At 64.8% G+C, this 22,779-nt stretch carries 22 protein-coding genes and 4 pseudogenes; 8 read left to right on the plus strand and 18 right to left on the minus strand.

Going from position 1 to position 22,779, the window contains the following annotated elements:
- Positions 1 to 194: 194 nt before the first annotated feature.
- From DVS29_RS34550 to DVS29_RS34560, 3 genes and pseudogenes are all read right to left on the minus strand, one after another.
- A complete protein-coding gene (locus DVS29_RS34550; RefSeq protein ID WP_118185468.1) occupies positions 195 to 905 on the minus strand; it encodes a YecA/YgfB family protein in 711 nt (236 codons plus the stop codon).
- Positions 906 to 1,016: 111 nt separating this feature from the next.
- Positions 1,017 to 1,298 (minus strand): annotated as a pseudogene (locus tag DVS29_RS38390) (hypothetical protein); the annotation flags it as partial.
- Between the two features lie 364 nt (positions 1,299 to 1,662).
- Positions 1,663 to 1,917 (minus strand): aldo/keto reductase, encoded by a 255-nt coding sequence (locus tag DVS29_RS34560; protein WP_276314364.1) that lies wholly within the window; start codon positions 1,915 to 1,917, stop codon positions 1,663 to 1,665.
- A 44-nt stretch (positions 1,918 to 1,961) separates the two neighbouring features.
- Between DVS29_RS34560 and DVS29_RS37520 the strand changes: the two genes are divergently transcribed.
- Complete coding sequence (locus DVS29_RS37520; RefSeq protein ID WP_164708054.1) at positions 1,962 to 2,129, plus strand: hypothetical protein; 168 nt, start codon at positions 1,962 to 1,964, stop codon at positions 2,127 to 2,129.
- A gap of 30 nt (positions 2,130 to 2,159) precedes the next feature.
- On the opposite strand, the gene waaA is transcribed toward DVS29_RS37520, so the two are convergent.
- The 4 genes from waaA to DVS29_RS34585 all read right to left on the minus strand — a co-directional run bounded on the left by waaA (position 2,160) and on the right by DVS29_RS34585 (position 7,211).
- A complete protein-coding gene (waaA, locus tag DVS29_RS34570; RefSeq protein WP_118185471.1) occupies positions 2,160 to 3,455 on the minus strand; it encodes a lipid IV(A) 3-deoxy-D-manno-octulosonic acid transferase in 1,296 nt (431 codons plus the stop codon).
- Positions 3,456 to 3,510: 55 nt separating this feature from the next.
- A complete protein-coding gene (locus tag DVS29_RS34575) occupies positions 3,511 to 4,395 on the minus strand; it encodes a Kdo hydroxylase KdoO (protein ID WP_118185473.1) in 885 nt (294 codons plus the stop codon).
- A 258-nt stretch (positions 4,396 to 4,653) separates the two neighbouring features.
- On the minus strand, positions 4,654 to 5,655 hold the full coding sequence (gene waaC, locus DVS29_RS34580; protein ID WP_118185475.1) for a lipopolysaccharide heptosyltransferase I: 1,002 nt from the start codon (positions 5,653 to 5,655) through the stop codon (positions 4,654 to 4,656).
- Positions 5,656 to 5,816: 161 nt separating this feature from the next.
- Entirely contained in the window at positions 5,817 to 7,211 is a 1,395-nt protein-coding gene (locus DVS29_RS34585; RefSeq protein ID WP_118185477.1) for a phosphomannomutase/phosphoglucomutase, read from the minus strand.
- Positions 7,212 to 7,447: 236 nt separating this feature from the next.
- Here DVS29_RS34585 and DVS29_RS34590 point away from each other — a divergent pair, with 236 nt between their 5' ends.
- The 5 genes and pseudogenes from DVS29_RS34590 to DVS29_RS34610 form a co-directional block, all read left to right on the plus strand.
- Positions 7,448 to 8,710: an oligosaccharide flippase family protein gene (locus tag DVS29_RS34590; protein ID WP_118185513.1), complete on the plus strand. Its 1,263-nt coding sequence runs from the start codon at positions 7,448 to 7,450 to the stop codon at positions 8,708 to 8,710.
- A 92-nt stretch (positions 8,711 to 8,802) separates the two neighbouring features.
- Entirely contained in the window at positions 8,803 to 9,576 is a 774-nt protein-coding gene (locus tag DVS29_RS34595) for a glycosyltransferase (RefSeq protein ID WP_240655956.1), read from the plus strand.
- Positions 9,577 to 9,625: 49 nt separating this feature from the next.
- Positions 9,626 to 10,789 carry a glycosyltransferase family 4 protein gene (locus DVS29_RS34600; RefSeq protein WP_118185482.1) on the plus strand — a complete coding sequence of 388 codons (1,164 nt, stop codon included), beginning with the start codon at positions 9,626 to 9,628 and terminating at the stop codon, positions 10,787 to 10,789.
- A 22-nt stretch (positions 10,790 to 10,811) separates the two neighbouring features.
- Positions 10,812 to 11,837 carry a UDP-glucose 4-epimerase GalE gene (galE, locus tag DVS29_RS34605; protein WP_118185484.1) on the plus strand — a complete coding sequence of 342 codons (1,026 nt, stop codon included), beginning with the start codon at positions 10,812 to 10,814 and terminating at the stop codon, positions 11,835 to 11,837.
- A gap of 560 nt (positions 11,838 to 12,397) precedes the next feature.
- Positions 12,398 to 12,691: pseudogene (locus tag DVS29_RS34610) on the plus strand (IS701 family transposase); the annotation flags it as partial.
- Here DVS29_RS34610 and DVS29_RS34615 read toward each other — a convergent pair.
- From DVS29_RS34615 to DVS29_RS34660, 11 genes and pseudogenes are all read right to left on the minus strand, one after another.
- A pseudogene (locus DVS29_RS34615) lies at positions 12,672 to 12,929 on the minus strand (transposase); the annotation flags it as partial. The pseudogenes DVS29_RS34610 and DVS29_RS34615 sit on opposite strands and share 20 nt — an antisense overlap.
- A gap of 136 nt (positions 12,930 to 13,065) precedes the next feature.
- The gene (locus DVS29_RS37525) at positions 13,066 to 13,224 is read right to left on the minus strand and encodes a hypothetical protein (RefSeq protein ID WP_164708055.1); all 159 of its coding nucleotides are present in this window, start codon (positions 13,222 to 13,224) and stop codon (positions 13,066 to 13,068) included.
- A 4-nt stretch (positions 13,225 to 13,228) separates the two neighbouring features.
- Positions 13,229 to 13,672, minus strand: a complete 444-nt coding sequence (locus tag DVS29_RS34620; RefSeq protein ID WP_118185486.1) for a TA system VapC family ribonuclease toxin — start codon at positions 13,670 to 13,672, stop codon at positions 13,229 to 13,231.
- Positions 13,672 to 13,902, minus strand: a complete 231-nt coding sequence (locus DVS29_RS34625; protein ID WP_118185488.1) for a CopG family transcriptional regulator — start codon at positions 13,900 to 13,902, stop codon at positions 13,672 to 13,674. Before DVS29_RS34625 ends, DVS29_RS34620 begins: the two co-directional genes overlap by 1 nt.
- Positions 13,903 to 14,060: 158 nt before the next feature.
- Complete coding sequence (locus tag DVS29_RS34630) at positions 14,061 to 14,270, minus strand: hypothetical protein (RefSeq protein WP_118185490.1); 210 nt, start codon at positions 14,268 to 14,270, stop codon at positions 14,061 to 14,063.
- A gap of 10 nt (positions 14,271 to 14,280) precedes the next feature.
- On the minus strand, positions 14,281 to 14,670 hold the full coding sequence (locus DVS29_RS34635) for a type II toxin-antitoxin system VapC family toxin (RefSeq protein ID WP_118185492.1): 390 nt from the start codon (positions 14,668 to 14,670) through the stop codon (positions 14,281 to 14,283).
- A complete protein-coding gene (locus tag DVS29_RS34640; RefSeq protein ID WP_118185494.1) occupies positions 14,667 to 14,960 on the minus strand; it encodes a type II toxin-antitoxin system Phd/YefM family antitoxin in 294 nt (97 codons plus the stop codon). The genes DVS29_RS34635 and DVS29_RS34640 overlap by 4 nt, the downstream gene beginning before the upstream one ends.
- Positions 14,961 to 14,991: 31 nt before the next feature.
- Complete coding sequence (locus DVS29_RS34645; protein WP_124800752.1) at positions 14,992 to 15,264, minus strand: hypothetical protein; 273 nt, start codon at positions 15,262 to 15,264, stop codon at positions 14,992 to 14,994.
- 147 nt (positions 15,265 to 15,411) lie between these two features.
- The gene (locus tag DVS29_RS34650; RefSeq protein WP_338069354.1) at positions 15,412 to 16,068 is read right to left on the minus strand and encodes a DUF6880 family protein; all 657 of its coding nucleotides are present in this window, start codon (positions 16,066 to 16,068) and stop codon (positions 15,412 to 15,414) included.
- Between the two features lie 86 nt (positions 16,069 to 16,154).
- The gene (locus DVS29_RS34655; RefSeq protein WP_118185499.1) at positions 16,155 to 19,511 is read right to left on the minus strand and encodes a DEAD/DEAH box helicase; all 3,357 of its coding nucleotides are present in this window, start codon (positions 19,509 to 19,511) and stop codon (positions 16,155 to 16,157) included.
- A 76-nt stretch (positions 19,512 to 19,587) separates the two neighbouring features.
- A pseudogene (locus tag DVS29_RS34660) lies at positions 19,588 to 20,767 on the minus strand (tyrosine-type recombinase/integrase).
- Between the two features lie 448 nt (positions 20,768 to 21,215).
- Here DVS29_RS34660 and DVS29_RS34665 point away from each other — a divergent pair.
- Together DVS29_RS34665 and DVS29_RS34670 are read left to right on the plus strand one after the other, a co-directional pair.
- Positions 21,216 to 22,013 (plus strand): response regulator transcription factor, encoded by a 798-nt coding sequence (locus DVS29_RS34665; RefSeq protein WP_118185501.1) that lies wholly within the window; start codon positions 21,216 to 21,218, stop codon positions 22,011 to 22,013.
- Between the two features lie 164 nt (positions 22,014 to 22,177).
- Entirely contained in the window at positions 22,178 to 22,684 is a 507-nt protein-coding gene (locus tag DVS29_RS34670) for a phosphatase PAP2 family protein (RefSeq protein ID WP_420816188.1), read from the plus strand.
- The last annotated feature ends 95 nt before the right edge of the window (positions 22,685 to 22,779 follow it).

Consider the following 22,779-nt stretch of genomic DNA (forward strand, 5'->3'; position numbering starts at 1 on the left):
AATTGGCGATTCCGCCGGGCAATGGCAGCTAGGGCCCAATCGTGCGAGTAGATCGTCCGTCAGGTTCAGGGTGTAAAGCTGCCAACCGAATGGCAGATCCTTCAAATCTCTGAACGGCCGATTGTGGCCGTTCTCTGCCGGATACGGATGTCGCCTCTCGCGCCCAGCGGTTCTTTCCCTGATTGCGCAGTTAATCAATGCAGAGTTGTCTCGTTTGCGAGACAGCAATGCTTGTACTTGCGGCCACTACCACACGGGCACGGTTCATTGCGCCCGACCTTGCGACCGTCCCGGCGCATGGGAAGATAAGCCGGAAGGCTTGCGAGCGCTCGCCGGTGGGGCTCGAAGTAACGGTAGATATGGGTCAGCCCCGCGATCATCGTCTGCAACAGTTCCTCGCGCTTTTCCGGAGGAATTGGCGGGGGGCGCATCTGCGGGTCGGGGTCGTGTTCATGATGCAACATCATGATCGGCAGCATGGGCCCGCCGTAGTCCTCGTCGTCGATGAGCTCGCCCCAACTCGCCGGACGTGTCTCGACGCCGCGCATGAAGCCGTGGGCCCAATCGTTACCGGGTGCGATGCCATCGTCTCCTTCGAGAAGCACGGGCAGATACACGTCCGGCTTGTCCAAGGTGTGGAGCAACCCGGTCGCGATCGTGTTCCAGTGACGCATGAGCAGGCCCATGATCTCGGCAGTCTGCGCGCCACTCTGGAACGCGAAATCCTCGCCCCATATCTGGGGCAGATACTCGCTCGGCGACACCATGTCGGGTCCACAGATCAACGCCGCAAAGTAACCGTCGACCATTTCGATGTTCATCGCGCTCGGACCAATGGCATCGAGAACTCCAGAAACGCGAGCGAACTCGTCATCGGTAAGCGGCTGATCGGTGGTCCGGTTCACAACAGGCCTGTATGTTCATGGGTGTTCAAGGGAGGGGCGGCACCCTGCTTCCTGACGAAGCCGGGCGATCGCGAGTCAACCGGCGTCAATCGGATTCGCGTTGCCGATCGATTATATGCCGTCGGCCTCGCCGGGTATCGCCACGGGCTCGATGTGCCCTGATGTGGATTGGGGCGCACGCGGACTGGACAGTTGAGTCTCCGGTACGGGGCGCAACGGCCTGAACTTGCCGGCCGGCAGCTTCTGACTTTGCCGCCACACGTAGTCGCCGGTCAGGTTGACGTGTGCCCATCCCAGCGGCAAAAGATAAGGCAGCAAGGCGACGCGTGACCGCCCCCTCGCGTGCATCGTCTGCATCGCCTGCATCGCGCGCTCGGGATAGACTGTGTTCCAGTGTTGGCACCGTCGTCAGGCTGAACGCGAAAACGGCGTCGATTGCCGTGACAGGGTCCAAAGGACACTGGCGCGTCCCATATGGATTCTTGCGGAAAATCGTGGATATCTGATCGAAGTCCTGTCAACACGGGATGCGCTGACGGGTACGATTGGTACTTGGTGATCGCTTTCTGCGAACGCTGAACCGGCAAAAAGGGTGCGCTTTTCAGCACGTAAGGACCCTGTTCTTTCTTCAAAACGGCGGGCCGCCCAGGACGGGCGACAACGACGCAGCAGATGTGCCATGCTCCCATTCGATCGTCGAGCCGTCTCCGTAAGCAGCACCAAGAAAGCGGCGCGAGTTCGACGACCTGGTCATGCCTCACTGTCCGCACAGGCGCAGCATCGCCTCCGGGTAGCGGGCACCCTGGATGACGATGTTGGCCCGCTGAATCTCATCGAGGTCAGCCTGTTCGAGTGTAACGTTCGAGGCACCAATGTTTTCCTCGAAGCGCTCGAGCTTGCACGTGCCGAACAGCGGTACAATCCACGGCTTTTGCGCCAGCAGCCAGGCTAGGGCGACCTGCGCCGGCGTGGCGCTGTGCTTCTCACCGATCTTTCGGATAAGGGCAACCAGCTTCTGGCTGGCGAGTGTTCACGCGCCCACAGGGTCTTTCGGATGTGACGAAGGGCGATTTCGGCGGCATGCTCAACGATCCGGAACTGCTGACGACGACCGCACGGCCCTATGTCGATCCCGAATGGGGTCATCGGCTCGACATGTATTGTCAGGTCGAGCCCAAGGAAAGCGGCATTGTGAGCCGCTTCCTGTCCGGCGCGAAACCCTGATTCCCGCGCGACGCTTTCAGGCAGACGTGCTTACATCAGCGCCGTCAGCACGCCCACCGTGCGCTCGGTCGCGCCGCGATGCCGCGCGGCAAAAGCCGATGCTGCCCCGCCCATCGCGACTCGGCGCGCGCGGTCGTCGAACAGTTCGCGCAACACCCGGCCGAGCTCTGCCGGATCCTTCACCTGTACCGCGGCGCCGGCGGCGACCGCGTCGCGCGTGGCCTGCGTGAAGTTGAACACGTGCGGTCCGATCAGCACGGGCGTGCCGATCGCGCACGCCTCGATCAGGTTCTGACCGCCCAGCGGCAGCAGACTACCGCCGATGAACGCGACGTCCGCCGCGGCGTAAAACGCGCCCATCTCGCCCATCGAGTCGCCGAGCAGCACGCGCACGTCCTGCGGCAGCGGCGGCAATTCGAGTTGCACGGACGGCGTGGTGGCCGCCGGCGCCCAGTTCGAACGGCGTTCGACCCGCAACCCGGACTTCGCAACCAGCGCGGCGACTTCGTCGAACCGCTGCGGATGACGCGGCACGAGCAGCAGCAGCGCATCGTCAAGGCCGAGCGCGGCGAACGCCTGCAGCACGAGTTCTTCTTCGCCTTCTCGCGTGCTTGCCGCGACCCACACCGGCCGCGTGCCAATCGCCGCGCGCCATGCATGACCGCGCGCGGCGAGTTCGGGCGGCGTCGACATGTCGAATTTCAGGTTGCCGAGCACCGCGACGTTGCGCGCGCCGAGCGCGGTCAGCCGTTCGGCATCCGACGGGCTCTGCGCGAGCACGCGCGAGAAGCCGCCGAACACATCACGGGCCGCATTGCCGAACTTCGCGGCGCGGCGGTACGAGCGCTCCGACATGCGCGCATTGGTCAGCACGAGCGGCACGTCAGCTCGACGGCATTCGTCGATCAGCGTCGGCCACACTTCGGTTTCCATCACGAGACCGAGCGACGGCCGCCATGCCCGCAGAAAGCGCCGCACCGCGTGCGGCATGTCGTACGGCAGATAGCAGCGCAGCACGCGGTCGCCGTAAAGTTGCTGGCCGGTGGCCCGGCCGCTCGGCGTCATGTGCGTGATGAGAATGCGCGCGTCGGGGCGCGCGTCGATCAGCGCCTCGATCAGCGGCTGCGCCGCGCGCGTTTCGCCCACCGACACCGCATGCACCCAGATCAGCGCCGTGTCGTCTTCCGGCAGCCGGCCGACCACGCGGCCGAAGCGCTCGCCGATATGCTCGCGATAACCGCGTTCGCGACGCGAGCGGATCAGGAGACGCAGCACGGCGAGCGGCGCGACGATCCACCATGCCGCGCGATAGATGGCTCTCAGCATGACGCCTCCAGCGCGCGCGAGTCGTTCGTCGTGCCTGGTACTTCGAGCGCGGCGCTCAAACCAGCGCCCTGCCCTGCAGGCGTTCCAGGATGCCGAGCGGCGCGCATTCGGGCTGCGCCATCGCGCGCACCGGCAGGAAGAAAGTCTGCTCGAGCATGAACTGCCCGGACATCACCGCGTGCGACGTCTGGTCCGAGAAGCACACCCACACGCAGCCGGGCGGAAACGGCATGGTCTCCTGCGGGCTGTTCTGCTGGTAGCCGAGGTCGGCTTTCATGCCGTCGTGCAGATGCAGCATCAGATGGTCGTAGGGACTGCGCTTTGACTTCGTGATGTGCAGCAGATGCTGCAGCCACGCCGAGCCTGGCACCTGCGGCTTGATCTGCGGCAGGAAGCGCTTCGCCATGTCTTCAAACGGCTCGCCGACCCGCCACACGCGCGGCACGCCGCGCGGATTCACGTTGGTAAACACTCGCAGGATGCGCTCGCCGTAGTTGGGCCGCGACGGAAACGCGTCGACGTGCAGACGGCTGTCGTCCTTGCGCCAGGAGGTCTGGCGCGTTTCGACCTGATGCAGCCGGAGGCTCGTCGGCGCGACGCGCAGCTTGCCGTCGTACTCGGGGAAGAGCCCGTCGACGAGCGAGCGCGCGTTCGCCTGGTAGCGGGCAATCAGCGCGCGCACCGCGGACTGTGTGACCGCATCGCCGAGCACGCCATGCAGCGCGCCGCCGTTCGGCTCGAGACTGATGTTCTTGCGCTTCGGATCGGCGACCGCCGGGTCGAGCAGCGCGAGCTCGCCCCCTTCGATCGCGAAACGCAGGTTCGCGAAATACAGCACCTTGCCGCGTTCCACCGCGGCCAGCAGAGTCTCGCGCGGGACCGGCAGGTTCTGGCCTTGCCAGTCGCCCGACGCGACCTCGATGATCTGGGATTCGCTCATGATTTCCCTAAAAAACGCTGGAGCCCGGCGTGCCCATCACACGATGGGCGACGAGCCGGAGGGTCGCGCATGCCAGTTCAGGCTGTGCCGCGCAGGTTATACGCGGCTCGCGCGCGCCATGCCTTGATCGACCGCAACTGTGCCACAGGCCGTGCGCCACGCACGGCAATGGCCCGCGGTTCGCGCGGGTTCGACTCGCGCGGCAGAGCGACGCTTCGATGCTCGCGCGATGACGCCGGTGACTGCCCGCGGCTGCGGTCAAAGCAGGCCGAAGCCGGCCAGCGCGGCCTTCACTTCCTGCAGCGTGGCAGGCCGCCCGGCCGTGCCGAGATTGACGACGTTCGGCGACCAGTAGCCGCCCGTGCGCCACGCGGTCGCGAAATTGTACAACTCGACGGTAGGCCGCTTGAGCGCGGCGGCAATATGAACGAGGCCCGTGTCGACGCCGACCGTCGCGGCCGCACCGTCGATCAGACCGACCACCGCCGGCAGCAACAGCTGCGGCGGCACGATGGCCGCGGCGCCGAACTCCTTCGCGAGCCGCTCGCTCGTGGCGCGCTCGGCCTCGCTGCCCCACGGCAGCACGATCGATGCGCCGCGCCGGATCAGCGACTGGCCGAGCTCGATCCACGCGGCGTCGGGCCATTGTTTGTCCGCGCGCGACGTGGCATGCACGAACACCACGTACGGCAGCGGCAGGTTCAGGCTGGCCTGGGACAGCGCGAGCGCCGCCTTGCCGGTGTCGAGACCAAAGTCGATCGGGTCGGTCGGTTGCGGCGCGGGATCGCCGAACGCCGCGGCGACCAGTTGCCGGGTGCGTTCCACCACATGCGTGCGCGGCTCGATCCGCACGCGCCGGTCGTAGAAGAAGCGCACCGGCCATTCGTAGCCGGCGCCGTCGGTGCGATTGCCGAGGCCGACCAGCCGGCCGCGCGCCATGCTCGACACCCACGCGGTCTTGATGAGCCCCTGGCAGTCGATCACGAGGTCGTAGTGCTCGGCCGCGAGCGCGCGGCGGAACTGGCCGATCTCGCGCCAGTTGTCGAATGACAACAGACGCTTGCGCCAGCGGCGCAGCGACACCGGAATCGCGCGATGCACGCCGGTCACGAGTTCGACGAGGCCGAGAAAGCTTTCTTCGACGAGCCAGTCGATCTGCGCATCGGGATGACGGCGGCGGATGTCGGCGATGGCCGGCATGTTGTGAACGACGTCGCCCAGCGACGACACCCTCACGATCAGGATCTTTTGCGCGCTCAAGTGTGAAACGCCGTCTAACCGGCTAGCAGATGCGTGGAAAGGACGGCAATTTTAGCGCGCCGTCTGTCACCCGTCTGTCAAATGAATGCAAAAAACGACCGCCGGGCGGTGTCACCCGCCGGCGGCCCTGACTTCATCAGCATTCGCCGATCGGCGAGCGATCAGAACGGCAGCTTTGCGTCCGGCTTCGCTTCGAGGATCACACGGCGGAAGTCTTCCTGAATGCGCGAGAGCGCGGCGTCGTTGTCCGCCTCGAAGCGCATCACGACGACCGGCGTGGTGTTCGACGAACGCGCGAGACCGAAGCCGTCCGGATACTCGACGCGCAGGCCGTCGATCTTCACGACATCGTCGGCGCCCGTGAACTTCGCGGTTTGCTGAAGCTTCGCGATCAGCTCGAAGTTCTCGCCTTCCTCGAGCTTCAGCTGCAGCTCGGGCGTGGAGTGCGAATTCGGCAGGTCGTTGAGCAGCTTGCTCGGGTCCTGCACCTTCGCGAGGATTTCCAGCAGACGCGCGCCGGTGTACAGGCCGTCGTCGAAGCCATACCAGCGGTCCTTGAAGAACACATGGCCGCTCATCTCGCCCGCGAGCGGCGCGCCGGTTTCGCGCAGCTTCGCCTTCACGAGCGAGTGGCCCGTCTTCCACATCAGCGGCTCGCCGCCCTTGTCCTTCACCCACTTCGCGAGGTTGCGCGTGCACTTGACGTCGTAGATGATCTTCGCGCCCTTGTTGCGGGACAGCACTTCCTCCGCGAACAGCATCAGCTGACGGTCCGGATAGATGATCTGGCCGTCTTTCGTGACGACGCCGAGGCGATCGCCGTCGCCGTCGAACGCGAAGCCGATCTCGGCGTCGGTTTCCTTCAACGCGCGGATCACGTCCTGCAGGTTTTCCGGGTGCGCCGGGTCCGGATGGTGATTCGGGAAAGTGCCGTCGATCTCCGTGAACAGTTCGACGAGCTCGCAGCCGAGCTTTTTGAACAGCTTCGGCGCCAGACCGCCCGCCACGCCATTGCCGGTATCGACGACGATCTTCAGCGGCCGCGCGAGCTTGATGTCGCTCACAATGCGGTCGAGGTACACGTCGGCGATGTCGTGGTCGGCGTAGCTGCCGCTGCCTTCCGAAAACTTGCCGTCGGCGATGCGCTGGTAGAGCGCCTGGATCTGCTCGCCGTAGATCGCCGCGCCGCGCAGCACCATCTTGAAGCCGTTGTAGTCCGGCGGGTTGTGGCTGCCCGTCACGACGATGCACGAGTCGACGCGGCGCTCGCCGCCCGCGAGCTTGAGCGGCACGCTCGCCGCGAAATAGCCGACGGGTGTGGGCACCATGCCGACGTTCACCACGTCGACGCCCGCCGCGCGCAGCCCGTCGGACAGGGCGCCGATCAGTTCGGGACCGGACAGACGGCCGTCGCGCGCGACCACTACCGCATCGCCGCCCTGCGCGCGCACTTCGCTGCCGAAGGCGCGGCCGATGTCGCGCGCCGCATCCGCGTCGAGCGTCTTGCCGATCACGCCACGGATGTCATAGGCCTTGAAAATCGATCTGGAAATCATGATGGACTCACTTGCGTGCATTGGAAAAATGGAACTGCGCAGATCACTGGTCTTCCCTCTGCGCCCCCGGTCGGAAGCGATCCCGTTCCAACTTATAATTGCGCCTTTCAGACACGCTCGATCAGACGCCTTATTCTAATGCCTGTACGCCCTTCTCCCGCAACGTTACTGCAGCCGGCAAAGAGGCGGGTACTCTCGCACTTCCCGTGCCCGGCCTTCCGTGCGGTGGGCCGCTCATGCTGATCGCCCGGCGTTTCGCCAACCCGGACGTCACGAAGGCCGTTGCGAACATCGTCTGGCTGGGCCTCGAACGGCTGACGCAGATCGCCGTCGCGATCGCGATCAGCGGCGTGCTCGCGCGCTACTTCGGCCCGGACGTGTTCGGCAAATGGCAATACGCCAATACGTTGCTGCTCGTGCTGTCGCCGGTCACGTGGGTGTGCGGCGCGGAAATTCTCGTCCCGACCATCGTTCACCGTCCGCCCGCGCAACTGGGCACCGTGCTCGGCAGCGCGTTCGCGCTGCGCTTCTCGGTGTCCGTGCTCGCGCTTGTCGTGACGTGGGCCGGCATCGCGCTCGGCGCGACGGACCCACTGGTCGGCGCGATGCTGGCCGGCCTCGCGGTGACGATGCTGTTCCGGGAGCCGTTCGTTGGCGTGATCAACTCGTGGCTGCAAAGCCTCACCTACAGCAAGCCGCAGCTGCTCACCAGCATGAGCACCGCGATCGCGAAGGCGGTCCTCGTGTGGCTGCTGGTGCGCGCCGCGGCCACGCCCGCACGCTTCGGCTGGCTGTGGGCGCTCGAATCCGCGGTGATCGGCGGCGTGCTGGTGCTCTATTACGTGAAGCGCCACGGCGGCAAGCTGGGCTGGCAGGTGAACCGCACGCTGTTTCGTCACTTCGCGAGCGCGGGCACGGTGTTCTGGCTCGGCCTCATCTGCATGTACCTGTTCCTGAAGCTCGACCGGCTGATGCTCGAGCGCACCATCTCGTTCGCGGACCTGGGCCGCTATTCGGCCGCGCAGCAGCTGAACGAAAACTGGATCACGCTCGCGCTGATGCTCGCGCAGACCATCGCGCCGGCGTTCGTCTATCGCGTGCATGAAGTCGCGCAGCTGCGCCGCAACCTGTGGCGCCTGTTCGCGATGACCTTCGCCATCATGGTGAGCGGTGCGTTCGTGCTCGACCTGCTCGGGGGCATCATCGTGCATCGCGTGTTCGGCCCGGCGTACGACGGCGCGATCGGCATCTTCCGCTGGGCGGTGTGGCTCTCCGTGCCGGCCGGGATCGAAGCGATCGGCAATCTCGTCGTGCTGAAGTACCAGGCGAAATTCGTACTGCTGTCGAAGTGGCTGTTCGCGCTCGCGATGGCATTCGTCGTGAACCTGCTCGCGATTCCGCGGCTCGGGTCGTACGGCGCGCTCGTCGGTCTTGCCGCCGGCTATCTCGCGGCCGCGTCAGTCAATGTCTACTACATCCGTTTCAGGTTGCGCTCATGACGCTTTCCGCGCCCTCTTCACGCAACCTGTCCGGTGCCGGCGATGGTTCTGGCGACCTGGGCTCCTGCACGCTCGACGACGTCGCGGTGCTGATGCCCGCGTACAACGGGCAGTCCGACGTCGATCGCACGCTGGCGTCGTTCAGCGAAGCAGCCCTCATTCACGTGCTGATCGTCGACGACGGCAGCACGCCGCCGATCGTCGCGCCCACGCGCCCGGGCATGTCGATCGAAGTGTTGCGCATGCCGAAGAACGGCGGCATCGAACGCGCGCTCGAAGCCGGCATCGATGCGCTTGCGGAGCGTGGCTTTCGCTACGTCGCGCGCATCGATTCCGGCGACCTCGCGGTGCCGCAGCGGCTCGTGAAGCAGCGCGCCTTTATGGAAGCGCATCCGGGAGTTGCAGGCCTCGGCATGTGGACGCAGGTCGTGTCGCGCGATGGCGCGCCGCTCTTCATGCTGACGCCGCCCGCCGAACCCGCCGCGATCCGCCGCCAGCGCTTTTTCCGCAGCTGCCTCGCGCATCCGTCGATGATGCTGCGCGTCGATGCGGTGCAGAGCGTCGGCAACTACCGCGCGGCATATCGCTCGGCGGAAGACCTCGATCTGTTCCTGCGGCTGATGGAACGCTATGACTGCGCGAACCTGCCGGAACTCGGCCTCTACTACGAACTGAACGAAGGCGGCATCAGCGCGACGAAGCGCCGCCGCCAGATCGGCTCGACGCTGCGTTTGCAGTTGCGCTACTTCAACGTCCTGAATCCGTACGACTGGCTCGGCCTCGCGAAGAACCTGCTGCATCTCGTCACGCCGTACCAGACGCTTCAGCGCGTGAAGCGCGCGCTGCTGCGTGCGCGTGCTGCTTGATGCGGTCGCATTGGTGCCGACGTACCGAACCATCACTCAAGATCTTTCTGTGACCCAAGCTACCCCGACCGCCCGCGCGCTGCGCATCAGCCTCGTCTGCAACACCGCATGGGCGATCTACACCTATCGTCAGGGGCTGTTGCGCACGCTCGTCGCAGCGGGCGTCGAAGTGACCGTGATCGCGCCGCGCGACCGCACCTTCGAGCCGCTTCAGCAGATGGGGTGCCGCTGCGTCGACCTGCCCGTCGCATCGAAAGGCACGAGCCCGCCCGACGACTTTCGCACGCTTGTCGCGCTCTTCACGCACTATCGCGCAATCCGCCCGGACGTCGTGTTCCATTACACGATCAAGCCCAATATCTATGGTTCAATGGCAGCGAAGCTCGCAGGCGTGCCTTCGGTGGCGATCACGACCGGGCTCGGCTATGTGTTCATCCAGCATAGCCGCGCGGCGCAGATCGCCAAACGCCTGTACCGCTTTGCGTTCCGCTTCCCGCGCGAAGTGTGGTTCCTGAACCGGGACGACAAGGCCGCGTTTCTCGACCAGAAGCTGCTCGCGCATCCTGGCCGCGCACGGCTTCTGCATGGCGAAGGCGTAGACCTCGATCAGTTCGCGTTCACGCCGCTCGAGGCGCGCGGCAGCTCGGGCAGTACTCAATATGCATTCGTGCTGATCGGGCGCTTGCTGTGGGACAAGGGCGTCGCCGAATATGTCGAAGCGGCACGGCGGCTGAAGCGGCGCTATCCGCATGCGCGATTCCAGCTGCTCGGGCCGGTGGGCGTCGACAACCCGAGCGCGATCACGCGCGATGAAGTCGCCGCATGGGAACGCGAAGGCGTGATCGAGTATCTCGGCGAAGCGCACGACGTGCGGCCGCTGATCGCCGCGGCGGACTGCGTGGTGCTGCCGTCGTATCGCGAAGGCGTGCCGCGTACGCTGATGGAAGCATCCGCGATGGGCCGGCCGATCGTCGCGACGGACGTGCCCGGCTGCCGCGAGGTGGTGGCCGATGGCGTGAACGGCCTGCTGTGCACGGTACGTGACGCGGCGAGCCTCGAGACACAGATGGCGCGCATGCTCGACATGACCGACGACGAGCGGCGCGCGATGGGCGAGCGGGGGCGAAAAAAAGTCGTCGACGAATTCGACGAGCGCAAGGTAGTCGAACGCTACAAGGACGTGATTCAACAACTGACCGGCCGATCGATCTGATCGCAATCTGACGGAGATTTGCATGACACAGGCAAAGGGCACCATTCTCGTGACGGGCGGTGCAGGCTTCATCGGCTCGCACACCTGCGTGGAGCTGCTGAACGGCGGCTATGACGTCGTGATCGTCGACAACCTCGTGAACAGCAACCGCGAGTCGGTGCGCCGCGTCGAGCAGATCACCGGCAAAAAGCCCGCTTTCTACGAGGCGGATGCATGCGACGGCGCCGCGCTGGCGAAGATTTTCGACGCACATCCGATCACCGGTGCGATTCACTTCGCCGCGCTGAAGGCGGTGGGCGAATCGGTCGCGAAGCCGATCGAGTACTACCGCAACAATCTCGACAGCCTGCTCGTGCTGCTCGACACGATGCGCGCGCGCAACGTGAAGCAGTTCGTGTTCAGCTCGTCGGCAACCGTGTATGGCGTGCCGAAAAGCTCGCCGATCGACGAATCGTTTCCGTTGTCGGCCACGAACCCGTACGGCCAGAGCAAGCTGATCGCCGAGCAGATCCTGCGCGACCTCGAAATCTCCGATCCGTCGTGGCGCATCGCGACGCTGCGCTACTTCAACCCGGTTGGTGCGCACGAAAGCGGGCTGATCGGCGAAGACCCGGCGGGTCTGCCGAACAACCTGATGCCGTACGTCGCACAGGTCGCGGTCGGCAAGCTCGAAAAGCTGCGCGTGTTCGGCAGCGACTATCCGACGGTGGACGGCACCGGCGTGCGCGACTACATCCACGTGGTCGACCTCGCACGCGGTCACCTCGCGGCGCTCGATGCGCTCGTGAAGCGCGATGCGAGCTTCGTCGTGAATCTCGGCACGGGCCAGGGCTATAGCGTGCTGCAGGTGGTGAAGGCGTTCGAAGCGGCGTCGGGCCGTCCGGTGCCGTACGAGATCGTGCCGCGCCGTCCTGGCGATGTGGCCGAGTGCTTCGCCGATCCGGCGGCGGCCGCGGAGATCATCGGCTGGCGCGCGCAGTTCGGGATCGAGCGGATGTGCGTCGATCACTGGCGCTGGCAGGAGAGGAATCCGCAGGGGTTCAAGTAAGGCGGCAGGATCAGGGGGCATTCAACTGATAGCTAACCAGCTTCAGTAGAAGCGCATCCGTGCATCGCGGCGCTCTCTTGCCTGCCAGAACAGGCTTGCTGCTTGAGCAGGCAACCGGTCAGCCTTGAACCGGATAGAACGTCGCGACAAGTTCGATATCGTCGAGGCCACTTTCTGCCCCGATGATGTCATAGGCTTCACAGGCAAGCGAGCCTTCAGCCTGCGCAGTGAGGCATCATCTGACTGCTTGACGGAATGACCTGGAGCGGAAAACAGGCGTGGCCGTGGAGCGCTGCGGCTGAACGATGTACATGTGTGCAACCCTTGTGCAATGCCGGGAGACTGGAGGGCATAACGGTCGCCGCTGCTTCCCGGCTGCCAGCGGACCCGATGCTGCGGCGATGTGCAGCGACGGGCCCAGAATCCCACGCATATCCGCTAACGCAAGCCGTGCCCGCAACCACCCGATCAGCCGGTCACGCCAGACCGCCGCAATGCGGCCACGCTCGCCTCTCGGTTGTGAACGATTCTCCATCGGGTGTGATGGATTTAGCGCTTACCCTGCTACTGCCTTCACCACGCTCAGTTGGCGCGAGGGTTCGAACCAGACCCTCAGCGGGCGTTTCGCAGCGGTTCGTGTGCGCCACGCGGGCGGCAATACCGGCAAGGCGCGGCTACGCCCCGAGCAGTGGCTGCTCACCAACCTGCCGGCCGACACTGCGCTGGCGCAACTCGTGGCGTACGCGCACATGCGCTGGCGTACTGAACGGGACTACCAGGACCTGAAGCAGGAACTGGGGCCTGGGCACTATGAAGGTCGAGGATGGCGGGGGTTTCGCGCTCCATCTTCACTTCCGCCAGTTCCCGCTGGACGCGTGACAGCTCGGCTTCAAGTTCGGTCTGCGGCTTCTGCTCCTTGCCGATCTCCTGCAGCTTGCCCGCCTTAGCCGAACGGACCCAGTTCGCTAACGTCTTGAGAGGAACCGACAGCCGCCGTGCCGCCTCGGAAATACCGACACATTCACTGAGCGCAAGCTTGACTGCCTGCTCACGAAATTCGCTCGTGTAGACCGCCTTGGGAATTCGATTCATCCATGCCTCCGTTTCACGATTGTACGAAACGTTGGCCTCTACTTTTTCCGACCGACCTCAAGTTCGTCGCGCATCGTCTGCAGATACCGTTCGAGCACTTCGGCACTGGTAGAGAGCGGCCATCGCAATTGACAATCTACACACTGGCCGCGTGCGGCGCGCTGTCGACGTCGTAGTACAGCCGTGCGATCGTCGCGACGGGCACACCCTGCACGCGCACGCGCAGCGCGGCGAAATCCGTGCGCGTAAAGGTGCGCGGTGGTTGCCGGATCAGATGTTGAGGCTGGTTGGCCATCACGTCATTCGATGAGCGCGAGAGTCGATGCCCCGTCCCGCACCGCCTCTGTCACCAGCCGGCGGTCAAAGGTGGCGAGCCTGCCGCCATGTGCCCGTGCAAGCGCGAGCAGATAGGTGTCGGTCACCTGCGCCGCACTCAGGATCCGGCTTGCGTCAACATGGGCCGGATCGACAAGACTGAGATCGTCCGGCCAGAAAACGTGCCCCGGTGACTGCCGCAGCTGCGCGACAAGGGGGGCGACGGCGGCTGGCGATCCCGGCGTATTCGGGTAACGCGTATGCCCGACGATGCGCACCACGCCGTTCTCGGTAAGCGGACAGGTGGCCCAGGCATGCTGTCCCCGCGTGGCGAACCAGTCATGCGCGGCATCATGCTGCACGTGGGCCGGGTCGATCAGGGCAATCAACACGTTGACGTCGAGCAGGTACGGAGCGATCGCCGGCATCAGGGCAGATCATCGCGCAGCTGGTTGACGAGTTCCGGCGTGACGGCCGCAGTGCCCGGCTGCCTTGTCAGCAGCGGCAGGCCATTACGGGTGGTCACTGCCGGGGCCACTGGACGTAGCGACTGCCGGGCAAGCGCGGAAAGTACTTCGCCCAGACTGCGGTGTTCACGTAGCGCGCGTTCACGCACCGCCGACAGCACGTCATCATCAATCACAAGAGTGGTTCGCATGGATCGCCCTCCTGGCGCATGTCGCATCAATCATCACGCATCATACAATGGCGAGCGCACAGGCGCAAAAATCGCGGGTAAACCCTTTAGTCATGCTGGGCGCACCACCCGGCTTAGCCGCCAGCTTGAAAATCGCCACATCTGCTAAGAAACGCCAATCAGGCAATGTCAGGGTTCAGACGGTAGCCAAGGTCGGTGATCCGCGCCGTCTGCAGCCTGGACGCGATCCAGATGCTGCAGGAAATCGGTGTGCTGGATGGCAGGCTGGCCTTACTGCCGGCATTCAGGGGGCCGTCCGCGCGGCTGCAGGCGACGGACTGTCCGACCTTTCCCTCGAAGACATCATGTTCGCCGTGGCGGACCGGCATGCCGGCTGGTTCAGCCCTGCAGCATCAGCGTCGGGTGATATCGCCAGAGTTTCGGGTCGGCGCTGAGCAGCGGCATGCCCTCCTGGATGGCCTGCGCGACCATCAGCCGGTCGAATGGATCGGCGTGATCGGCGTGCGCCGGCAGCGTCGCGACCGCCTCGGTGTGATCGCCGCTGACCGGCAGCTCGCCAAAGCCCGCAAGCCGGAACGCGGCGCGGGCGTCGCGCGGGTGCACCTGCAGGTTGCCCTTCGCGTGCTTGACCGCAATTTCCCAGATCGCCGCAGCGCTCACGAGCAGGGTATTGGCCGGATCCTCGATCACCCTCGCGGCCTGCGCGGACAGCTGCCCGGCGCCCTCGGCGGCCCACAGTGCAATATGCGTATCGAGCAGCACCCTCACCGCGTCGGCTCCGCGAGCTTCGCCGGATCGATGGCCACCGCAGCGCTGGCCTCGAACTCGGCCGCGACCGCGTCATCGCCGGCGTTGAAGGCGTCAACCGTGGCCGGCACGTTCAGGCCCGCGAGCAGATGCCGGGCAGCACCGATGCGCCGCGGCGCGCTGAACGGCACGAGCCGGGCAACCGGCGTGCCGTTGCGCGCGATGATGACTTCGCTTTCCTCACCCACTTCAAGCCGTTCGACCAGGCTTGAGAGTTTGGACTTGGCGTCGTGCATGTTGACGGTCAGCATGGAAATGCTCCTGTTTTGCGGGGCGCGTGCGCTATCGGGGAAGCGGCTGGTCCGGACTGATGCCGATGTCGCACAGGCTGTGTCCGAGCTGCGCGAGCAGTTCGCGCACGCGCTTCGCCGCCTCGGCGGGTGTGCGATGGTCCCCGGACCGATAGCGGGTCTGCTGCACTTCCCGCCATAGCACCTGACACTGGAAGCCCGGCGGTAGCTGCGTGAGCCGTACCCACTCGTCGAGGTCGGCGACAGGCCAGCTGTCTGGCCGCGCCGACTGGCCGACCGTGATCCAGAATGGTCGCCGCAGCACGGCCGCACCCAAGTTAGCTAATACACATTAGCTAGTATGGAGCGGCCGCGGCCGAAAGGCAACGGGGCAGCGTGCGCGGCATAACTGCTCCCCCTCGACGCTTACTCAGGATATATAGACAAACAGGAACTTTGTCGCAAACCCGGTCTACGTTGCGCAGAGGGAGTTGAGCTCAACCAAGGCGAGATGGAAGACGCGGCGCTCGCTGTTCAGACTATTTTTCGATCCGGGCGGTTTGTCCAGCAATCGCTGGAGCGAGTTCTTCAGCTCGGAGCTGTAGGCAGGTGCCCGGGGCTGTGCTGACGCGATAGCCCGAATCAGGGCGCGGTACTCTCCGTAGTTGTTGGTGACAATCGCCGCGACAGCTTTCCCGACGAATATTGCTGGCTCCACATCTGCGTTGACGCTCAGATCGACCAGATCGGAGCACGCCTGATCGAAAATACAGCTGACTTCCCATCCTTCTTCGGTGGTACGTTCGAATATGGTTCCGGCCAGCGTGAACAACCGCCACATCAGTTCCGGTGCAAGATTCGGCGCCGCCCGGGAAATAGTCGAGGCAATGGCAACGCGCATCGCGTCGAGTTCTTCGGCCGTTTCGTCGACCTCCTCCGCATCGAGAAACGACGTCTGTTCGCCGCATTCACTGATCCATTGGCCGACGGAGGCTGCAACGTCCTCGCCTCGTTGTGCGGACAGTTCGAATTGCAACCGCCGCCGCATGCCCGGGTTCGTCATGGCCACCTCTGCAAGCAGGGTCGCCAGGCGTTCCGTCCCGATGGCCGCCAGGGCCTTGGAATCGATCGGATTTTCTTCTTTCTACATTGCGCCTCCAATGAATGCTGCTGAGGCAACAGGCAGGGGGAAATGGTGAACAGATTCCGCTTGCGCTACGTCCCGGTACCAGTCCTTATACGCGAGCCAGACCTGGGGGCTGACGATCGTGCAGCGACGCCCGGAATGGGTTCGAACAGCGCCTCGAGATCATCGGCTGAGAACTTGACGGTACTGGCAGCATCGTCGGAGAGGATCGCATTGGCCAGTGCAGCCTTCTTTTCCTGGAGGGCGACGATTTTCTCCTCGACGCTGCCAGCGGCGATCAGCTTGTAGACAAACACGGGCTTGTCCTGCCCAAGCCGGTGGGCGCGATCGGTGGCCTGGTTTTCCACGGCCGGATTCCACCACGGATCATAGTGGATGACGGTGTCGGCCGCGGTCAGGTTCAGCCCCACGCCTCCAGCCTTCAGGCTGATGAGGAAGAGCGGCACCTCGCCCTGCTGGAAGCGGCGGACCGGTGCCGCACGATCGACCGTCTCGCCGGTCAGGACAACGTAGGGAATTGCGGCCTTGTCGAGTGCGGAAGCAACGAGATCGAGCATGCTGGTGAACTGCGAGAAGAGCAGGATGCGGCGACCTTCCTCGATGAGTTCAGGCACCATCTCGAGCACCAGCGCAAGCTTGGCGGAGTCCTTTACGCGAGCCGCCTGCGGGGTCTTGAGCAACCCCGGATCGCAGCAGACCTGCCGGAGCTTGAGCAGCGCGTCGAGCACGATCAGATGGCTGCGCGCCAGACCATTGACGGCGATCGCATCGCGCACCTTCTTCTGCATCGTGGCCCGCACGGTCTCGTACAGGTCGCGCTGTGCGCCTTCCAGCTCGACCGTGCGTACGATGGTGGTCTTCGGCGGCAGTTCAGTGGCCACTTCGTCCTTGCGCCGGCGCAGCATGAAGGGGCGCAGGCGGCGCGCGAGCAGTTCGCGTCGCACCGTATCGCCGCCTTTTTCGATCGGGGTGCGCCAGCGCCGCGTGAAATCGTCACGCGAGCCCAGAAACCCGGGGAGCAGGAAATCGAACTGCGCCCACAGTTCGCCTAGATGATTTTCCAGGGGCGTGCCGCTCAGGCACAGCCGGTGTCTTGCCCGCAGGGCGCGAATGGTCGCGGCGGCCCTGGTGGCCGCGTTCTTGACGTACTGGGCTTCGTCCAGGATCAGCAGGTGGTACTCGTGCTGCACAAGTACGTCCTCGTCGCGCCAGGCGAGTGCATAGGTCGTGAGCACGAGGTCATGCTCCGCGATCTCTTCGAAGCGCGCGTGGCGTTGCGTACCATGCAGGTTCAGCACGCGCAGCGCGGGCGCGAAGCGTTGCGCCTCGTCACACCAGTTGTGTACGAGCGTGGTGGGCACAACAATCAGCGCGGGCTGTCCGAGCCGGCCGGCCTCCTTTTCGGCGAGAATGTGCGCAAGCGTCTGCACCGTCTTGCCCAGGCCCATGTCGTCGGCCAGCACGCCGGAGAGGTTGTGTTCGCGCAGGAACTGCATCCAGGCGAGCCCCTGATGCTGATAACCGCGCAGTTCAGCCTGCAGCCCTCGTGGCACGGTTGCCCCAGCGACGCCGGGGCCGCTCATCAGGCGTCGTGCAAGTTGACGGACCGACTCGTTGCCATGAAACTGCCAGCGGCCGGTATCGTCGAGCGCCGCCAGACGTGCGGCATCCCACGCGGAAATCTGCATGCCGCTGCCGACGTGCTCGAGCAGATCGACCAGGACACGTACGACCGGTTTCAGGCGCCCTGCCGGCAGGCGCAGCCGCTCGTTGCGCGGCGACCTCAGCTCCACCGCCTCATCGTCGGCAATGCTCTCAAGCAGCCCCGAGAGCCAGCGTCCGTCCCGCGCAAAGAGGCTGGCCAGCAGAGGCTCAAGGCGCAGCATCTCGCCGTTGACCGCAATGCCCATCTCGACGTCGAACCAGCCTTCGTCGGTCTGCCGCAGGCTGCCCTCGATCGCCTCGATCTCGACTACGTTGTGGCGGAATTCCGGCGTCATCTCGACCTGCCAGCCCTTCTCGCGAAGCGCGGGTAGCGCATCCGTCATGAAGCCGGACCAGCCGGTCTCCCGGGCGGGTCCGAGCATGCCCTGCGGAAACGGTACCGGGCCATGGACCTGGTTAGCGGATATGGCACGCAGGCCGGCGCGCTGCAACTCTGTCAGCCGGCGCTTCTCGCCGACGGCATCGCGCTGGATCTGCATGACCTCACCGTTCGCACCGACACGGATGAGCGACGTCTCGCCCCTGGCTGGAATGCGTTCGCCGCCGTAGTCAAAGCTCGCGGTCGCAAAGTCGAGCCCATCCTGTGACTTTGTCGACGACCAGCTCATGTTCCAGGTCGGCAACGTATCGAGCGCGAGCACCGGGACCGGCGCGCAGCCGATCATGCGCACGCGCGACTGGTCATGCGCGGGCGGCAGCGGCAGGCCGGGGGCCACTTCGCGCAGCACGTTACCTACAAGCGGCGCCTCGTCGAGGGTGATGGCGGGCATCGAGAGCACGTCAGCGATATTCCGGGCGGCCCCGGCCAGCTCGACGGGACCAGCAACGCCGGTCTGCGCATCCAGATACCAGCAGGGCTGCGTCGTCGTGATGAGCGCGGGAGCGGCTGGCTCGGTTTGCAGCACGGGACGCACCCGCATGTCGGGCAGTTTCTGCCAGACAAGATGCCCCGGGCGGGCTGGAGCGCCCTGCAGCGCGCAGGGTTCTGCGTAATCCATGGTGCTTGCCGCGGGGAAAGCAAAGACGCGGCCGGTGGCAACGAGTTTTTCGAGCAGGGCTGCGCCCGTGGTGCCCTGCAGGGAGAACTGGCCGCCAAAGGAGTCGCGCGAGCGCCCGAGCCACAGGCCGCGCAGGATCGGCAGATCGTCTTCACTCACGAATTTCGGTGGCTTGACGAGCGCTTTCTCGATGTTGTACCACGCGTCATCGAGCGAGCGGATCGTACCGTCGGTGCCCACGCGTGACTTGTAGATCACGATCTGCGGATAGCCCTCGTACGCGCCGGTGATCACGTAGGCAAGCGCATGCGACGCCCGGGCGCTCGCCCGATTGCCAGCGGCAGATGTGTCCAGATTCCGGGTCCGGAAACCTTCAAGCCAGCTCACGAGTTCGGGGCGCACGCCGGTGATGGCCTGCCGGGGAACATGGGTCAGGCCCGCGAACAGGAGCGCGGCGACATGCTTGCAGTGGCCGCCGACCGGGCAGGAACATTCGCTCTCGATCCACAGGTCGTTGTCGGGTTCGTTGAACCAGACCCGTACGTTGTAGGGTCGCGAGCGGGTGCCCTGTACCTTGCCGACAAGGATATCGTCACCCTGCCACTGTAAATCCGAGACAGCCTGCCCATAGTCGCGCGCCTTCGCGACCGTGTAGGCGTCCAGCCATGCGGTGATCTGTTTCCGGTCGTACTGGATGGCCATCTGCGGGAGATCCTGATCAGTCGTACTTCGAGGCGCTTACAGGCCTGCCTGGGTGCAGGCTCAAGCGCTCCGTATTTTACGCGGGCACGTCATCCGGTTGGGCGGCGGAGTTCGTCGTGGTGCACGCATCCGTGGTCTGCGCGTGCCAGCGGTCGTCTTCCGCGTGCAGGTAAAGCCCCGTTGTCTCGATCGAGGCGTGCCGCAGGTTTCTCTGGATAAAGCGGATGTCGGTGCCGGCGTCGGCCTGGTGCGAGGCTGCCGAGTGACGCAGCCAGTGCGTGGAGGCGCGTCGCAGCGTTGTCGCGCCGACGGGGTCGGTCGCAGCGAGCGCGTTAGTCGCGCGCAGGAATACCTCCCTCGCAATCAGGTAGATGACAGTTGGCGCCAGATGCCGCCCGGGGTCACCGGCGATGCCCATCACGGCCGGGGATTTTTCATGGGGCGCGGGCGCCGGCAGCGGGCCGCAAAGGCGCGGTTGCGGGCGAATTCGGCCATCAACGCGTCGCTCACGGGCACCTGTCCCTCGGCGCCACCCTTGCCGACCACATGCAACCACCAGCGCCCACGCCGCTGGAAGAAGTCGGCCGCCTTCGCGTGAGCGGCCTCGCTCGCGCACAGGGCCGCGTGATACAGCCGCCGCACCAGCCAGCGGCTGCGCTCGTAGTGCTGGCATTCGCGCGGCGTATCGCGGGGCCAGCGCTCCATCGAGTCGAGCACTCTTTGCCAGAGCGCGTGATCGAGATAGCGCTCAATGCGGCGCGTGCATGCTGTGAACGTTGAGCGCGAGCGGTGCAGCGCCAGCGGGTTGCCGGCGAGATAGCCGGCGGCGACCGGGTAATTGCGCAAGCCGCAGAGGATGCCGAGGGCCTGCCGCTGGCTGCGCTCCAAGAGCGGCCCGTCAAACAGGCGCCGGTCCCCCGCAACGCGGTAGCGCCGGATCGGCCCAGTCTGCGGTGGGATCGGCCAGAACCCGTTCATAGAGCAGGAAATCCTCACGCATGAGGCTCGAGAGCGGCTTGCCAAGGGTGTGGGTGGCCCACTCGAGCAGGTGCACGGCTTCCTTGCGATAGCTGCGCAGGGTGTGCGGCGAGCCCGCGTATTCCGCGAGCCATAGGCGCACGGCCCCAACGTCCGTGCGTGTCGGCGGCGAGCTGCCGGTGGACGCCGTGTGCCCGATTGCTGCCGTCACGGCCATCGAGAGCGGCCGGCAGGGCGAGCGGCAGGATCGACTCGGGGGCTGTGACAGGCAGGTTCAAGGCGGACGCGTTCAGAAACCCAAGGGCATCTACGCAGCGGGTCATGGATGCTGTAATCACCATCCAGATCCTGATTCTGGTCCTGCGCAACGGCTACTACACGTCTGTATAACCAGATCCACTAAACCAGCAACTACGCCTTTCTCGATCCCCTCAAAGAATTGTGTGTCGCCGCACGGAGGGGATCGGGGCACTTCTCTACGCTGGGCAGCAAATACTAGGCCTTACAAAAACGAACGAGAGTGAAGTACCTGCGGTACTCGCGGTGCGTATTTCATGCGCCCGAGCGCGCCGCGGATTGCCGGCATCCACTTCTTGCGTACGCGTTCCGTCAAGAAACGGCCGCGCTCACTCCGTTTGGCAGAAACCACAGCCTGTGCATCCAGGCTTACGCGCGTGTACTTCGGAATCGATAAAGACGTGATGGGCTTTGACGAGGAAAAAGGCCATGCGAATCGTGATCGTGGACCAGGATGTCGCATTCCGTGAAGCGCTCGTATCGCAGTTGGGGCAACGGAAATTCGACGCGTTCGGCGTCGGAGACGCAGCATCGCTATACCGGGATCTGTTGATCCGTTCGTGCGATACGGTCGTCATCGATCCTGCGCTGCCCGGTGAAGATGGCTTTGCAGTCGCCCACTTTCTCAGTGGCCTGAATCGCACCGGCATCGTGATGCTGTGCGAACGGCCCGCCGCGAAGCTCAGCGATGCGCTCCCCGCGCGCGGCGTCGACGCGTTTCTCCCCAAACCCGTGCATCTCCATGAACTGATCGTCACATTGAAGAGCATCAGCCCGCGGAAGAAACAGGTTCGACCGCAAGCGATGCCGCCCACCGATGCACCCGGTTGCTGGACACTCGTCACGCACGGCTGGCAACTCATTGCACCGGACGGCGCGCGGATCAGTCTGACCTCGTACGAGTATTCGTTGATGCTGCTGCTGTTTCAGCGAAACGGCGCCGCTGTGTCCCGTGTCGAGATCGTCAGCACCTTCGGCCTCGACTACCAGTTTTATGACGAACGTAGGCTCGAAGCAATCGTGAGCCGCTTGCGGCGCAAGCTCGATCCGCATCTCGGCCGTTCGAAACCGCTACAGACGGCGCATGGATTCGGCTACGCGTTTACCGCGCCGGCCAGAATCTGTTTCCACCTGAGCGTGCCCGCAGCGTCCGGCTCCGCCGACTCGACCAGTATCGACGAAGACATGACGCCCTTGGCCCGACTGAGTGACACATGCGCGATGTAAAGTGCCGCCGTGTCTGAGGGCTGCTAGCGATGTGGAGCGCGATCAGCAACGTCGGCGACCCTGCGTTGACGCTACCGGTTGCGGCCGCATGCGCCACGTGGCTCGCGCTATCGGACACGAGACTGGCGTGCCGCTGGATCGTCCTGTTCTGCACGGCGATGGCGATGATCGGCGCGACGAAGCTGCTTTACCTTGGCTACGGATGGGAACTCCAGTCGCTCGATTTTCGTGTGATCAGCGGCCACACGGCGTTGGCGACCTCGGTGTGGACCATCACCCTCGCGCTGCTCTCGCATAACTTCACGGAGCGCGCAGTGCCGGGGGCCGCCGCCGGGCTGCTGCTTGGCCTCCTGACCGCGGCCGCACGCGTATTCGATCACACGCATTCGTTGCCCGAAGTGATTGCCGGCTGGTCGCTCGGTGCCGCGATCGCAGTAGCGTTTGTTCATACGCTACGAAGGGCGAATGTTCGTCTTGCGATGCCCTATACCGCTCCATTCGTTATCCTTTCTATTGCGTATCTCGCCTACGGCTGGCATTTCCCGCTCGAGGAGATGATGGAGTGCCGCCTGCGCGGCGTGTGCAAAGCGGTTAGCGCCCACTCGATAGCGATCCCGCGTGCGGCAGTTCAAGCTCACGCAAGCATCGCGCGCAAGGGAAAGGCAGCGTAATTTGATGCACCACAGCACAGTGTGTGCCATCGCACTGTAGATGCAGGCTGCCGGAATCTAGACTTTTGTGAGGCGAGTCGCTCAAGTTGCCGCGT

Origin of the sequence: Paraburkholderia phosphatilytica (assembly GCF_003443895.1) — a bacterium.
In the GTDB taxonomy this organism is placed as follows: Bacteria; Pseudomonadota; Gammaproteobacteria; order Burkholderiales; family Burkholderiaceae; genus Paraburkholderia; species Paraburkholderia phosphatilytica.

Bases quoted from the DNA above. Each gene is read 5' to 3' on its own strand.
- DVS29_RS34595 (WP_240655956.1), top strand. From the start codon at position 8,803: ATGCCCGCGTACAACGGGCAGTCCGACGTCGATCGCACGCTGGCGTCG.
- DVS29_RS34620 (WP_118185486.1), bottom strand. From the start codon at position 13,672: ATGCCGGCGATCGCTCCGTACCTGCTCGACGTCAACGTGTTGATTGCC.
- DVS29_RS34640 (WP_118185494.1), bottom strand. From the start codon at position 14,960: ATGCTGACCGTCAACATGCACGACGCCAAGTCCAAACTCTCAAGCCTG.
- DVS29_RS34575 (WP_118185473.1), bottom strand. From the start codon at position 4,395: ATGAGCGAATCCCAGATCATCGAGGTCGCGTCGGGCGACTGGCAAGGC.
- DVS29_RS34670 (WP_420816188.1), top strand. From the start codon at position 22,178: ATGATCGGCGCGACGAAGCTGCTTTACCTTGGCTACGGATGGGAACTC.
- galE (WP_118185484.1), top strand. From the start codon at position 10,812: ATGACACAGGCAAAGGGCACCATTCTCGTGACGGGCGGTGCAGGCTTC.
- DVS29_RS34665 (WP_118185501.1), top strand. From the start codon at position 21,216: ATGCGAATCGTGATCGTGGACCAGGATGTCGCATTCCGTGAAGCGCTC.
- waaA (WP_118185471.1), bottom strand. From the start codon at position 3,455: ATGCTGAGAGCCATCTATCGCGCGGCATGGTGGATCGTCGCGCCGCTC.
- DVS29_RS34630 (WP_118185490.1), bottom strand. From the start codon at position 14,270: ATGCCGGTCCGCCACGGCGAACATGATGTCTTCGAGGGAAAGGTCGGA.
- DVS29_RS34585 (WP_118185477.1), bottom strand. From the start codon at position 7,211: ATGATTTCCAGATCGATTTTCAAGGCCTATGACATCCGTGGCGTGATC.
- DVS29_RS34590 (WP_118185513.1), top strand. From the start codon at position 7,448: ATGCTGATCGCCCGGCGTTTCGCCAACCCGGACGTCACGAAGGCCGTT.
- DVS29_RS34625 (WP_118185488.1), bottom strand. From the start codon at position 13,902: ATGCGAACCACTCTTGTGATTGATGATGACGTGCTGTCGGCGGTGCGT.
- DVS29_RS37525 (WP_164708055.1), bottom strand. From the start codon at position 13,224: ATGGCCAACCAGCCTCAACATCTGATCCGGCAACCACCGCGCACCTTT.
- DVS29_RS34655 (WP_118185499.1), bottom strand. From the start codon at position 19,511: ATGGCCATCCAGTACGACCGGAAACAGATCACCGCATGGCTGGACGCC.